Origin of the sequence: Methylovirgula sp. 4M-Z18 (assembly GCF_037890675.1) — a bacterium.
Taxonomy (GTDB): domain Bacteria; phylum Pseudomonadota; class Alphaproteobacteria; order Rhizobiales; family Beijerinckiaceae; genus 4M-Z18.
The window spans coordinates 2,769,863-2,783,720 of record NZ_CP149574.1; the positions used below are offsets into that span (position 1 = coordinate 2,769,863).

Consider the following 13,858-nt stretch of genomic DNA (forward strand, 5'->3'; position numbering starts at 1 on the left):
CCGCCGGGTCGAGGTCGCCCTTTCGGCCAATCAATAGACAGCATCAACCGACCTCCTGGTTTGTCCCGGCACGACCGGCGGTGTCCGCCTTTTTCCAAATGTTATCAAAGGAATAAACGCGTTTGTCCACGTGGCGAAGCGCGCCCGCCGGACAGACCGGTTATGGGGCAACAGACCCAAGCGAACGGCACTGTGGCCGAAATTGCCCGATTTATCAGCAAATCCGGTGGATTTTTCAGGCTCGCCAGCCGCGTTTCGTTGCGTTATAGGCCCTCCCCTATGACCATGATCACCACCACCCAAGACCTCGCCGCGGTTTGCGACCGGCTGGCGGGCCACGCCTTCGTCACCGTCGATACGGAATTTTTGCGCGAAACGACCTTTTGGCCGAAGGTCTGCGTCATCCAGCTTGCCTCCGATGCGGAGGCCGTCGCGGTCGACACATTGGCCGAAGGCCTCGATCTCGCCCCGTTTTTCGCGCTGATGGCCAACCGCAACGTGGTGAAAGTGTTCCATGCGGCGCGGCAGGATCTGGAGATCATCTGGAATTTGGCGAAGATCATTCCGGCGCCGCTGTTCGACACGCAGGTCGCCGCCTCGGTCTGCGGATTTGGCGAACAAGTGTCCTATGGCGAACTCGCTCAGACGATCTGTCACGTCAGCCTGGACAAGAGCTCGCGCTTTACCGACTGGTCGCGGAGGCCGTTGTCCGAGGCGCAGATCAGCTACGCCATCAAGGACGTCACCCATTTGCGCGACATCTATGTGGCGCTGCTCGGGCAATTGCAGAAGACTGGCCGCATGGGCTGGCTGGTCGACGAGATGCGGACCCTGACCTCGCCGGCAACCTACGAACAGCATCCGGAAAAAGCCTGGGAACGGTTCCGCAACCGCATCCGCCGCCCGCGCGATCTGGCGATGTTCATGGAACTCGCCGCCTGGCGCGAGTCCGAGGCGCAGAGCCGCGACGTGCCGCGCTCCCGCATTTTGAAGGACGACATTCTGGTGGAAATCGCGCTGGCCGCGCCGCAAACGGAAGAGGCTTTGGGCGCGCTGCGCGCCTTTCCGCGCGGTATGGAGCGCTCCAAGACGGGCACCGATATTCTGGAGGCAATCCACCGGGCGCTGGCGATCGATCCGAAGAGCTTGCCGAAGATCGAGCGGGAGCGGCGCAACAATGCGACGGGCGCGACCGTTGAATTGCTGAAGGTGCTGCTGCGGCAGGTCGCCGATAAGCATGGCGTCGCCGCCAAGATGATCGCAACGACCGACGATCTCGAAGACATCGCGCAAAGCGACGACGCCGACGTGCCGGCGCTCAAGGGCTGGCGCCGCGAGCTGTTCGGCCAGGCGGCGCTGGAACTCAAGCACGGACGCCTGGCGCTCACGGTGGAACGCGGCAAGGTCGTGACGTTGCAATGGCAGGAGCACCAGGGCGAGGACGCGGCTTGAGCCGAAAGGACAGCAGCATCGCTGGACTACGGGCTCTTGGCTCGCATTCAACTCGGGCTTGCACGAGTTGAACATTCAAGATGTTGCGAACCCGCGCGAGCGCGGTTCGCAATGGCGCGATAGCGCCGTACCGGCGCTTGCGAGCTAAAAGCTCGCGGTCCAGATCCTTACCCGGAGCCGTCAGATCCCACGGCAGCGGACCCCCTTTATCCGCTCTGAAACAACCGCACGATCCGCTCAACATGCTCGTCGGTCAGAAAGGGCGTGGTGGTGATCGTTAGCGTGCGTTCAACCAGGGCTGCCGCCTGCGGGACGGGCATGTCTGGCACGATACCCTTCAGCGCCGGATAATCCGTCAAGGTCAGCGCGAAGAGTTTGGAAACGCCGAGCGCCTGCGCGTCCTCATGAAAGAAAATCCGCTCCGCCATCGCCTTGTCGGCGCAGGTGACGAAGAGGAAGGTTGCGGCCGTCTCATCCCCCTCCTCCGGCGTGTGGACCTTGATGGCTGAAACCGCTTGCAGCGCTTGCTTAAGCCGCTGCGCCGCGCCGCGCGCCATGGCACGGCTGGCTTCGTAGCGTTCCGAGGCGCAGGCCGCGACGCGCTGGCGCCAGGCACCGACCTGGTGCATCGGAATGTCGGACAAATCGTCGCCGAGCGCGCCGATGACATCACCGCGCGCCAATTTGCGCCGGCGCGGCCAGCCGTAGACGTAAGGCAAGGTGGCCGGAGTGTAGAACAGGTAATAGCCGATCAGCTCGGCGATCCGCCGCGCCTCCATGCGCTTGTCGACAGGCTGCAGGCGTGCCGCCAGCGCCGCCAATGCCTGCCGATGCCGCGCCGACGGGCTGACGAGGCAGCCGCCTTCATACAGAGTCAGCCCCTTGCCGGCGGCGAAGCTGAACAAGCCGATATCGCCGGCAAAGCCGACCGGCGCGCCTTGTGCGCTCGCGCCAAAGGCCTGGGCCGCATCCTCGATGACGAAGGTTTCCGCCGCATGGGTGTCGCGCCAGGCGCATAGCTCCGAAACCTGCGTGACATGGCCGCCGAAATGGGTCGGGATGAGCGCGAGCGTGTCATCATTCGCGACGTGGCGAAGTTGATCGAGGTCGAGATCGAATCGGTCCGCCAATGTGTCGCAGACCGCGACCTTCAATCCCGCCCTCGCGACGGCGAAGGCGACCAGCGGGCAGGTATAGGCCGGCAAAATCACCGTGCGGCGGGCGGACAGGGTTTTCAGATATTCGAAGGCGATGACCAGGGCGGCCGAACCGGATGTGGTCAGGATGACCTCCGGCGTGCGCAGCCGCTGCGCCACCCAGGCGGTGAAGGCCTGCCGCGGCCGCGCGAACAAGTCGCGCAAATGCGGCGGCACGCCGGCCGTGGGCGGCAGTTCGCGCTTCATGAATTGTCCGGCTTTTCAGTCAGCCCAAGGATGACGACCCCGGCGACGATCAAGCCGCAGCCCAGAAACTGCATGGTCCCGAGCGTTTCGTGAAACAGATAGATCGAAATGAAACTGACCGTCACCAATTCGAGATGCGACGCGGCGAACAACGGCCCGATCGGCGCCTCCTTGAGCAGGCTCATATAGGTGAAGAAGGCGAGGAGATAGGCCGCGACAATCATCCAGAACGTGGGCTGCCTCAGCACGAGGCCAAACCAATCCAGGCTGAAGCGGATGGGCCCACTCGCCTCGCCGGTCAATTTGAAGCCGACCTGCCCCATCGTATCGAAGACGACGAGTGCGAAGAAGCCGATGAGAAAGAACTTTCTCATGCCTGCCCTCCCCACCCGACGAGCATGACGCCGACGGCGATGAGGCCGATGGCGCCCGCGCGCTGCGGCGTGATCGTCTCACCGAACAAAAGCCGCCCGCCGATCATCACGCCGATCATATTGGCGCAGCCGACGAACAGGCCCATCGCCAACGGCACGAGCGAGAGAAACGACAGCCAGAACACGAACTCCAGCACGAAGGAGGCGATGCCGAGCCACAGCCACGGGCTGCGGAGCAGCAGCTTCCAATGCGCCCAACCATCGAGATGATCCGCCGAGCTCGAGGCAGCCTTGAACGACAATTGCCCGACCGTGTCAAAGAACAGGTTGAGCAGCCAATAGATGATCGCTTCGCCGGTCACGTCCCGCCGCAGGTTGGAGAATGAGGATGCGAGGGCGCGCAACCGTCGCTGTCGGCCGTACTATCGTTGCTTTAACCGGCCTTGCCAACCTCTCACACGATCTTGACCTCAGACTCGTCGCCGATCACCCGCGCCAATTGCTTCAGGCGATTGTTCAGGCGCTCGTTGGCGAGATCGCGCAACTCCTGCGGCAAGGTGAGGACGAGCCTGCGGCCGTGCAGTGATTTCATCGGCGTGCGCGGCAGGATATGGGGCATGGCGGCAGAGATGATATAGGCGACGCGCATCGCCGCGCCGATGATGCGCGAGCGATCCAATTGCCGCGCCGAGAGCAGGCTGCGGAAGCGTGGATTGATATCGTTCTCCAACCCCATATGCCGATAGGCCGTGGTGAGCGCGAGAAAGGCGCGGCCCGGATGATCGACCCCGGTGAAGTCCGCGTTGGCGATGATGTTGATCGATTGTTCGCCGCGATAATCGGGATGGGCGCGCCAGCCGATATCGGCGAGCAGGCAGGCGGCGTGGCGCAGGCGCTTTTCGTCCGGCGTCTCCGAGAACGGCAAGGAGCGCATGAACGAATCGGTCCAATGGCACAGATCCTCGCCATGTTGCGGCGAGCGCGAGCGCAGGATGTTGAGCTCCCGTGCGCCGGAAATCAGCGGATCCTGATGGCGCTCCGGCTCCTTCAGACGCTCGTACAGCAAGCCTTCGCGCACGCCATTGGCCGAAATCACCACTTCCTTCGGCTTGGCCTTGCGAATCAGCTCCTCGAGCACGACCGCACCATAAGCAAGCAGCGGCCGGCGGGCGGAGTTAACCGATTCGATCGCAATGAGCTGATCGGCGCTGACGCGCTCCACCAGCGAGGCGAAATCGGCCGCATCCTCGGCCGGAATCACGTAATTTTGCATCACATGCAGCGGATAATTGCGCTGCATCATGTGCAGCCGGCCAAGCGCGCGCCACGTGCCGCCGACCGCGTAGAACGTGCGGCCGCGCAATCTTTCCAGCGGGATGGCTTTGGCGAAGGCGGAACGGGCGATGCGCTGGGCCTTTTCCACCGACCCGCCCGAAGCGTCGGCGAGTGCGAGGCCACCGAGCGGCAAAGTGACGCCGCGCCCGAGCTTGTGCCCCTTCACGTCGATCAGCTCCAGCGAGCCGCCGCCCAAATCGCCGACGACCCCGTCCGCGCGCCAGATCGAGGAGACGACGCCAAGCGCCGACAAATGCGCTTCCCGCGCGCCCGAAAGCAATTCCGCTTTCACGCCGGCGGCGGCTTCCGCCGCTTGCAAAAATTCCTTGCCGTTCTTGGCGTCGCGCGCGGCGGCGGTCGCGAGCATATGCACGTCGTCGCAGCCGAGCGTCTCGCACAGGACGCGGAACCGCCGCAGCGCGTTCAACGCCTTCTCCATACTGTCTTTCGGCAATTTGCCGGATGTCGCGAGCCCCTTGCCGAGGCCGCACAGTACCTTCTCGTTGAAGATCGGCGTCGGCGAGCGCGTGAGGCCTTCATAGGCGACGAGACGGACCGAGTTGGAGCCCACATCAATGATCGCCACCGGCTTACCCACATTGAGCCGGCCCGGCGCCTCGTGATGGGTCAGCCGCGAGGGCTTGTGGATCTGCGGTTTTACGGAACTGCTTTTTTTTGTGCGTGCTGCCACGTGAGGCTCATGTTGATAAAAACGCGGCTATTTACCGCATCGAATCAGTCACGAGCAAGGGCCGCTGCGCATTTCATTATGGATAAACGATGGAATGGCGCATTATGTCTGTAGCAAATCCGCGCGCTCGGCCGGAACGAAGACCGCATTCGCATCCGAACGCGTCGGCACGGCGGAATCCTGCAAGGGAACAAGCGTTCCTGCGTCATCAAAGACAAAAGCGCGATAATTTTGCTTGGAAAAGAACGAATGCAGCGCGTCGGGCGTTGCATTCGAGACTTTTTGCAACAATGGCGCGACGATTTCGAGCATGATCAGCGGCCGGCAGCGGGCAATTGTCGTTGCCGCGCCGCGCAGCACCAGCAATTCGGCGCCCTCGGTATCGATTTTCATCACATCCACATGCGCGTCGGGCAGAAGCGCATCGAGTGTCGCGAGCGTGACCTCGTTCAGCGTGGTGCGCGCCTCGTCGCCGGCGCTTGCGAGCCAGGCGCGGCCCATATTGGCGCCGTGCCGGTCCCACACGATTCGCTGCGTGCCGGCGCGATCGGAGAGCGCACAATCGTATGTCGTGATGATGTCATTGAGGTCATTGGCCGCAACGGTGCGCGCGAGATAGGCGGAGATACGTTGCTGCGGTTCGAAGGCATGGACGCGGCCTTGCCGTCCGACGCATTCGGCTGCGACGAGCGAGAACCAACCGATATTGGCGCCGACATCGACGAACACATGTCCCAGCCGCAGCATGCGGCGCAGGAATTGCGTCTCCGTCTCTTCCCACATGCCACTCAAGGCACCCATCGACACATGGCGGTCGCACAGATTGAGCCACAGGATCTTGCCATCGAGCACTTCGGCGGCAACCCATTTTGCCTCCCCGAAGCGCGCGGCGAGCGCCGCATGGACAGCGGCTTTCGTGCGCAGGAGTTTTGCGCGCAGATCGCGACGGGTAGGCTTCGCGTCGCGCGAAATTTCACGGGCCAAGGACGCTTTCGGCTCACGTCCCGTAAGCCAAAGATGCGCTTCGCGGATATCATCCGGATTCGCCGGCTGATCGAGAAAATCTTCTGATACCAATCGCCCTTACCTCGGACTCTTTGTGACACCCGCGATTGTCATCCCGGGCTTGACCCGGGATCCAAGACCACCGCGCCATCCTTGCGAGAAGGGGCTGTCTCACAGCACCCAAGATGATTCATCCGTCGCGCGACTCTCGATCCCGGTTCAAGCCTGGGATGAAAGTGTGGCCTTGTTATAGGCTACGGCTTTCCGCCAAGCTCACCCCTTCGCCACCGAGCGCTTCGACAGGCTCTTCGGGCTCGATTCCTTCAGCGATTTGCCGCGCCCCGACAGGCTCGGGTTGGTCATGAAATAGGAATGCGCGTTGAACGGCTCTTCGCCATCGGCCGGCGTAATGCGCTCCGACCCGCCATCCGGTAGCACGCGGTAGCTTTGCTGATTATCGATCATATTGGCGACCATGATCTGCTCGAGAACCTGCTCGTGCACAGTCGGATTCAGGATCGGCAGCAGCGTTTCGACACGGCGGTCCAAATTGCGTGGCATCAGATCGGCCGAGGAAATGTACACGCGCGACTTGGCATGCGGCAGGCCATAACCCGCGCCGAAACAATAGATGCGCGAATGCTCCAGGAACCGGCCGATGATCGATTTGGCGCGGATGTTTTCCGAGAGACCCGGCACGCCCGGGCGCAAACAGCAGATGCCGCGCACGACGAGCTCGATTTTGACGCCAGCATTGCTGGCGACATAAAGCGCATCGATGATTTCCGGATCGACCAGCGAATTGCATTTCAGCCAGATCGCCGCCGGCTTGTTCGCCTTGGCGAATTTGGTCTCTTCGGCAATATGGTCGAGCAGGCGCTGCTTCAGCGAGATCGGCGACACCGCCATATTCTCCAATTCCTGCGGCTCGGCATAGCCGGTGATGAAATTGAAGATGCGCGCGACATCGCGTCCGATCGAGGGATCGGCGGTGAAGAACGAAATATCGGTGTAAATGCGCGCGGTCTGCGGATGATAATTGCCGGTGCCGACATGGCAATAGGTGACGAGCCCCGCACCCTCGCGCCGCACCGCCATCGACAATTTGCCATGCGTCTTCAGCTCGATGAAGCCGAAGACCACCTGCGCGCCGGCGCGCTCCAAATCGCGCGCCCAGCGGATATTGGCCTCTTCGTCGAAGCGTGCCTTGAGTTCGACCAGCGCCGTCACGGACTTGCCCGCCTCCGCCGCCTCGATCAGGGCGCGGATGATCGGACTGTCGCTCGACGTGCGGTAAAGCGTCTGCTTGATCGCGACCACATTGGGATCGCGCGCGGCCTGCGCCAAAAACTGCACCACCACGTCGAACGATTCATACGGATGGTGCACGACGAGATCCTTTTGCCGGATCGCGGCAAAACACGAGCCGCCGTTGTCGCGCACACGTTCGGGGAAACGCGGATTGTAGGGCTTGAATTTCAGCTCCGGCCGGTCGAGGCCGACGAGATAGGATAATTCGTTCAACGCCAGCATGCCTTCGACAAGGAAGATTTCGTCGGCCAAAACTTCGAGTTCTTCGGCGACGAATCCACGCAAGGCTTCCGGCATATTCGCATCCACTTCGAGGCGGATCACCGTGCCGCGGCGGCGGCGCTTCAAGGCCGTCTCGAACTGCAGCACGAGATCTTCCGCCTCTTCCTCCACCTCGATATCGCTGTCGCGAATGATGCGGAACGCGCCGGAGCCGCGCATGTCATAGCCCGGGAAGAGCTTGTTGACGAACATCAGGATCAGCGTTTCGAGCGCGACGAAGCGCCCGCCGCCCGTGCCGAACGCATCCGGCAGTTTCACGAAACGGTCGATCTTGGTCGGCAAGCGCACGAGTGCATTCATCCGCCGTCCATCGCTCGAATGGACGAGTTCAAGCGCCAGACTGAAACCGAGATTCGGGATGAACGGGAACGGATGCGCCGGATCGACGGCGAGCGGCGTCAGGATCGGGAAAATATTGAGCAGGAAATGGTCCTTCAACCATTCCTGTTCGGCCTTGCTCAAGTCGCGCGGCTCGACGAGGACGATGCCGTTGCTGTGCAGGACCTGGCGCAATTCGCCCCAACGCTGCTGCTGGTCGTTCGCGAGAATCTGCACACGCTCGCCGATGCGCACGAGCTGCTCCGCCGGCGACAGGCCGTCTTCGGATGGCGTCTGCACATTGTCGCGCACCTGCGCGCGCAAGCCCGCGACGCGCACCATGAAAAATTCGTCGAGATTGTTGGCCGAAATCGACAGGAAGCGGAGCTGTTCCAGCAACGGATGGCTGCGGTTGGAGGCCTCCTCAAGCACGCGCCGGTTGAATTCCAGCCACGACAATTCGCGGTTGATGAAGCGTTGCGGCGATGCAAACGGATCCGGCGCCATCTGCTTATCGGCATCGAGATCAAGGGTGTCGTGTTTCACCAACTCGTTCACTGCCATCTCCTTGGAAAGACGCTGTAGTCATGTACCTATATGACACTAGTATAACATTGTGACAGCGGACTGACAGCATACAGCTCTATGCAACTGCGACGCAAACTTAGATCGGAATTGTGACCAACTTTTATTCGGCGGCATCGGCCTCCGACTGTTAGGATTCGTGCATCGCTTCCGCCGCATCGAGCCGACGCAGCACCTCTGCCGCCATCGGCCGGGTGATCGCGCGGCCGCGCGTGAGCGCTTCCTTGTCGAGGGCATCGATGACGGCGCGGGCGGCATCGAGCGAGCGCGCGATGCGAAGCGCGACATAATCGACCACCGGCGTATCGACACTCAATTGTCTGTCGTCGAACAGTTTGACCAGCACGGCTCGCATCAAGGCCTCGTCGGGCTCATGCAATTCCACCGCAGGCGCCTGCCGCAGGCGGGAGAGAAGATCGGCGGTACGCAAGCCCCAATGGTCGGGCCGCGAACGGGCGGTCACCAGCACGAATGTGTCGTGCTCCTTGGCCAGGTTGAGCAGATGGAACAGTTCCGCCTCGGCCGCGCCGATCCTGTCGGCATCCTCGATCAGCACGGCGCCGGGCGCGATCAGGCGCGGCAGATCCGCTTCGGCCAGCGTGGCGGCAGCCGTCCGTTCAGCGTGGGCGCGCAACGCCCAGATATGGGCAAGATGGGTCTTGCCCGATCCGCCCGGCCCCACCAGCAACAGGACGCGCGCCGCCCAATCGGGCCAGCGCAAGATCATATCGAGCGCGGCCTCATTCGATTGGGAGCGCAGAAAATCCTCGAGGCCGAAGCGCGGTTCAATCGGCAAATCAAAGGTGAGCTGGGTCATGGCTGCCGGAATGCCCGCGATAGACGGGGCTTTCAAGATAGCGCGAGACGGCGAAACGGATCAACACGCCAATGGTCGCCGCGAGCGGTACCGCGATCAGGAGGCCGGTAAAGCCGAGCAGCGACCCGAAGGCGAAAAGCGCGAACATCAGCCAGACCGGATGCAGGCCGACGGCATCGCCGACGAATTTCGGCGACAGCACATTGCCTTCGAGAAATTGGCCACTGCCGACGACGGCCAACGCCAAGAGCAACAAGGTCCAATCCGGCCAGCCCTGGACGATGGCGACGGCGGAGCCGAGCAGCAGGGCCGTCAGCGAGCCGACATAGGGCACGAAACTCAGAACGCCGGCGGATACGCCGATCAGGAAACCGAAATTCAAGCCGATGACCGAGAAGCCGATGCCGTACCACAGGCCTAAGAACAAGCAGACCAGCGATTGCCCGCGGATGAAGCCAGACAGGGCGGTGTTGATATCGTTGCACAATTGATGAATCGTCGCGCGGTGGTCGCGCGGCAGGCAATCGTCGATGGTCTTGATCATGTGATCCCAGTCGAGCAGGATGTAGAAGGCGACGACCGGGGTCACGATGAACAGCGAGATCAACCCGACCACCGCCGCGCCGCCGGTGACGAGCGAGGTCGCGAAGGCGCCGAGCCATTTGGCCGCCTGGCTGGTGAAATCGCCGATGTAGCGCTGTATCTCATCCGGCGAAATCGCATTGGCGAAACCGAACTTCTTCAGAAACTCGCCGCCCAGGAGATCGGTCAGTTTGCCGCCCTCGTTGGAGGCGAGCGCTTGCAGGCGCACGGCATAATCCGGCATGCGGTCGATGAAAGCGGACAGCTGATGGGCGAGGATCGGCAGCACGAGAATGAACGCCAGGACGACGACGATGGTGAACAGCAGCAGCATCACCAGGGTCGCGCCGAGACGGTTCAGGCCGAGCCTCTGCAGCCGCGTCACGATCGGATCGAGCAGATAGCCGAGCACGAGGCCCGCGGCAAAGGGGGTCAGCACTCCGTGCAGAATATAGACCAGCAACACCGCGATCCCGAGTGCGGTGAGCCAGAAGATGATCTGACGCTGGCTAATCATGCGGCGCAATCCTTATTGAAATATCCGCTTCCTATCCCAATGTCTCATGACAGGCGCAAGAGCGGCAAATATCGGATGTAAAATCAATAGATTAAACGAAGCGCCCGCGGACGCTGAGGCGCGGTATCGCCCGCATCAAGCCACGTCTCCCTTCAGATCGCGGCTCATCACGATCGTTTCGGCGCGGCAGGCCGGGATCATGTCGACGAAGGAAAAGCGCAAATCCCGGAAGCCCAGTTTGCGGTAGAAGCGATAGGCATGGGTGCTGGTCTTCAGCACGTGCAATTCCAGCCGGCGGCAGCCGACGACGTCGGCGCACACCCGTTCGATCAGCTGCGATCCGAGGCCAAGCCGTTGAAAAGACGGATGAACATACATGCCCCAGAGATAGGCGAGCGGCGGCCGTTCGCGATAGATGACCGTGCCGACGATCCCCGGTTCGCCTTCAATGACGAGCGCGATGTCAGATTTGTGCGGCAGCAGGCCGGCAAGATCGTGCGAGCCGAGCGCGTCGACCATGTCGCCGACGACCCGCTCGCCGAACACCGGCTCGTAAGTCGCCCACCAGGCGGCCGACAGAACCTCCCGCATCGCCGGGAAATCGGCGCTGGACGCCGCGCGGACCGACCAGATCGTCTCGGGATGTACCGCCGCCGTCACATCACCCCCATGTGTTTAAGCCATTGCGCAAAATAGACACCGGCGGAAGCCACTGTCAAAGCCGCGACCGTATAGATCGACCAATCGAACCAGGCCCCAAGATCAATACCGAAGGCCTTGGCCGCCAGGACCGACGCCGCAAAGACGATTTGTGCCGTGGTGTTCAGCTTGGAGACGATGAGCGGGCGGATCTGCACCGGCTGGTCAAGCAGCCAGGAGATGACCACAGCCCCGACGATCATGACATCGCGCGACACAGCCAGAATCGCGATCCACGGCGGCAGCACGCCGATCACCGCCAGGGTCACATAGATGGAGACAAGCAGCGCTTTGTCGGCCACCGGATCGAGATAGGCGCCGAGTTCGGTGCGCAGATCGAAGCGCTTGGCCAGGAACCCGTCGACCCCATCCGAGATGCCTGCGATCAGGAAAATGGCGAAGGCTTCGACCCAGCGCTGCGCGACGATCATGTCGACGATCAGCGGCACCAGGACGAGGCGCCCGAGCGTGATGAGATTGGGGAGAGCCGAAAACAGGGCGTAAAGGGTCATGCGGACGCATAAATTGAGAGTTAACCGGCTCTATATGGAGCCGATTCGGTTAAATAGTATGCAAAATTGCGGCTTTTTGCCCTGCACATCGTGCTCCCTTTCTCCTGTGCGAAAGCGCGGCATAACGGTTTTCCCCGGATTCACTTGCCAGAGCGTTACGTTTATTGCACATCGCAAGGCCAGAAAGGTTCCCCCATGTCTGCCTCCGAACCCAAGAAAAACCGCCTGACCTATGCCGACGCCGGCGTCGACATCGACGCGGGCAATACCATGGTCGATCAGATCAAACCGCTGGTGCGCGCGACGCGCCGGCCCGGTGCGGATGCGGAAATCGGCGGATTCGGCGGCCTGTTCGATCTCAAGGCCGCCGGCTTTACCGATCCGATCCTGGTCGCCGCCAATGACGGGGTCGGCACCAAGGTCAAGATCGCGATCGACAGCGGCATTCACCACACGGTCGGCATCGATCTCGTCGCCATGTGCGTGAACGACCTCGTCGTTCAGGGTGCAGAACCGCTGTTCTTTCTGGATTATTACGCCACCGGCAAATTGGAGCCCAAGGCCGGCGTCGATATCGTCCGCGGCATTGCCGAGGGCTGCCGGCAGGCGGGCTGTGCCCTGATCGGCGGCGAGACCGCGGAAATGCCCGGCCTTTACGCCGAAAAAGATTACGATCTTGCCGGCTTTTCGGTCGGCGCGGCAGAGCGCGGCAAGCTGCTGCCGAAGGGTGAGGTTGCCGCGGGCGACGTGGTGTTCGGCCTGCCCTCGTCGGGCGTGCATTCCAATGGCTTCTCGCTGGTGCGTAAGATCGTCGCGCTCTCCGGCCTCGGCTGGCGTGACCCAGCCCCCTTCGCGCCCGGCAAGACCCTGGCCGAGGCGCTGCTGGAGCCGACGCGGATCTATGTAAAGTCTCTGCTACAGGCCCTCAAAGCGACCGATGGCATCGTCGCGCTCGCCCATATCACCGGCGGCGGCTTCCCCGACAATATCCCGCGCGTGTTGCCCGAGGGACGCGGCGTCGCGCTCGATCTCAACGCCATAACCGTTCCGCCCGTCTTCTGCTGGCTGGCACAAACCGGCGGCGTCGCCATGCATGAAATGCTGCGCACGTTCAATTGCGGCATCGGCATGATCGTCGTCGCCGAAGCGGGCAAGGCCAATGAGGTGGAGGCTGCCCTGCGGCAGGCCGGCGAAGCGCCGGCGCGGCTCGGCCGCGTCACCGTGACTGACGGCGCGCAAGTGACTTACGAGGGTGCGCTTGCGCTTTAAAACGACCTAAGGCAACTCCGATCATTCCAACCATTCGCGGCATTCGATGACCCAACGCCTGCGCACCGCCGTCTTCATCTCGGGCCGCGGCTCGAATATGCAATCGCTGATTCTGGCGGCGCGCGCGCCGGACTTTCCGGCCGAGATCGCGCTCGTTCTGTCGAACCGGCCGGATGCGGCGGGCTTGCGCTTCGCGGCCGACCATGGCATCGCGACCGCCGCCGTCGATCACAAGATCTACGCTGGGCGCGAAGCTTTCGAGGCTTCCGTGCAAGCGCTGCTCGACGTGCATCGGATCGAGCTCATCTGCCTCGCCGGTTTCATGCGCCTGCTCACCGCCGGTTTCGTCGCGCGCTGGCAGAACCGCATGATCAACATCCACCCTGCCCTGCTGCCGGCTTACAGAGGTCTGCACACGCATGAGCGCGCGCTGCAGGACGGCGTGAAGATTCACGGCTGCACCGTGCATTTCGTCGTGCCAGCGATGGACGAAGGCCCGATCATCGCCCAGGCCGCGGTGCCGGTGCTCGACGAGGATACGCCGGACAGTCTCGGCAAGCGCGTCCTTGAGCAAGAGCACAAGATCTATCCGCTGGCGCTGCAGCTTGTCGCGCAAGGGCGGCTCACAATTGACGGCAACCGGGTGAAGTCAGGGAGCGGGGCGAGTGTGGCACCGCTGATCGTGTCGTAAAAGCCCTATTGTCCG

Annotated in this window: 13 protein-coding genes; 3 read left to right on the forward strand and 10 right to left on the reverse strand. The window is 62.4% G+C overall.

Annotated features, from left to right (window positions below):
* Positions 1-279: 279 nt before the first annotated feature.
* A complete protein-coding gene (rnd, locus tag V9T28_RS12835; RefSeq protein WP_116399846.1) occupies positions 280-1,452 on the forward strand; it encodes a ribonuclease D in 1,173 nt (390 codons plus the stop codon).
* A gap of 206 nt (positions 1,453-1,658) precedes the next feature.
* Here the strand turns inward: rnd and V9T28_RS12840 are convergent, their stop codons facing one another.
* The 10 genes from V9T28_RS12840 to V9T28_RS12885 form a co-directional block, all read right to left on the reverse strand.
* Positions 1,659-2,855 (reverse strand): DegT/DnrJ/EryC1/StrS family aminotransferase, encoded by a 1,197-nt coding sequence (locus V9T28_RS12840; RefSeq protein WP_116399329.1) that lies wholly within the window; start codon positions 2,853-2,855, stop codon positions 1,659-1,661.
* Positions 2,852-3,229 (reverse strand): EamA family transporter, encoded by a 378-nt coding sequence (locus tag V9T28_RS12845; RefSeq protein ID WP_116399330.1) that lies wholly within the window; start codon positions 3,227-3,229, stop codon positions 2,852-2,854. The genes V9T28_RS12840 and V9T28_RS12845 overlap by 4 nt, the downstream gene beginning before the upstream one ends.
* Positions 3,226-3,633: a hypothetical protein gene (locus V9T28_RS12850; protein ID WP_245423905.1), complete on the reverse strand. Its 408-nt coding sequence runs from the start codon at positions 3,631-3,633 to the stop codon at positions 3,226-3,228. Before V9T28_RS12850 ends, V9T28_RS12845 begins: the two co-directional genes overlap by 4 nt.
* Positions 3,634-3,683: 50 nt before the next feature.
* On the reverse strand, positions 3,684-5,213 hold the full coding sequence (ppx, locus tag V9T28_RS12855; RefSeq protein ID WP_445242169.1) for an exopolyphosphatase: 1,530 nt from the start codon (positions 5,211-5,213) through the stop codon (positions 3,684-3,686).
* Between the two features lie 144 nt (positions 5,214-5,357).
* Positions 5,358-6,239 carry an FkbM family methyltransferase gene (locus V9T28_RS12860; RefSeq protein ID WP_147306389.1) on the reverse strand — a complete coding sequence of 294 codons (882 nt, stop codon included), beginning with the start codon at positions 6,237-6,239 and terminating at the stop codon, positions 5,358-5,360.
* A gap of 294 nt (positions 6,240-6,533) precedes the next feature.
* The gene (locus tag V9T28_RS12865; RefSeq protein ID WP_245424000.1) at positions 6,534-8,678 is read right to left on the reverse strand and encodes an RNA degradosome polyphosphate kinase; all 2,145 of its coding nucleotides are present in this window, start codon (positions 8,676-8,678) and stop codon (positions 6,534-6,536) included.
* 208 nt (positions 8,679-8,886) lie between these two features.
* Positions 8,887-9,573 (reverse strand): DnaA ATPase domain-containing protein, encoded by a 687-nt coding sequence (locus V9T28_RS12870; protein ID WP_199499975.1) that lies wholly within the window; start codon positions 9,571-9,573, stop codon positions 8,887-8,889.
* Positions 9,554-10,672 (reverse strand): AI-2E family transporter, encoded by a 1,119-nt coding sequence (locus tag V9T28_RS12875; protein ID WP_116399334.1) that lies wholly within the window; start codon positions 10,670-10,672, stop codon positions 9,554-9,556. Before V9T28_RS12875 ends, V9T28_RS12870 begins: the two co-directional genes overlap by 20 nt.
* 135 nt (positions 10,673-10,807) lie before the next feature.
* Positions 10,808-11,332, reverse strand: a complete 525-nt coding sequence (locus V9T28_RS12880; protein WP_116399335.1) for a GNAT family N-acetyltransferase — start codon at positions 11,330-11,332, stop codon at positions 10,808-10,810.
* On the reverse strand, positions 11,329-11,883 hold the full coding sequence (locus V9T28_RS12885) for a CDP-alcohol phosphatidyltransferase family protein (protein WP_116399336.1): 555 nt from the start codon (positions 11,881-11,883) through the stop codon (positions 11,329-11,331). Before V9T28_RS12885 ends, V9T28_RS12880 begins: the two co-directional genes overlap by 4 nt.
* 195 nt (positions 11,884-12,078) lie before the next feature.
* Between V9T28_RS12885 and purM the strand changes: the two genes are divergently transcribed.
* On the forward strand, positions 12,079-13,152 hold the full coding sequence (gene purM / locus V9T28_RS12890) for a phosphoribosylformylglycinamidine cyclo-ligase (protein WP_116399337.1): 1,074 nt from the start codon (positions 12,079-12,081) through the stop codon (positions 13,150-13,152).
* Positions 13,153-13,198: 46 nt separating this feature from the next.
* On the forward strand, positions 13,199-13,843 hold the full coding sequence (gene purN, locus V9T28_RS12895; RefSeq protein WP_116399338.1) for a phosphoribosylglycinamide formyltransferase: 645 nt from the start codon (positions 13,199-13,201) through the stop codon (positions 13,841-13,843).
* The last annotated feature ends 15 nt before the right edge of the window (positions 13,844-13,858 follow it).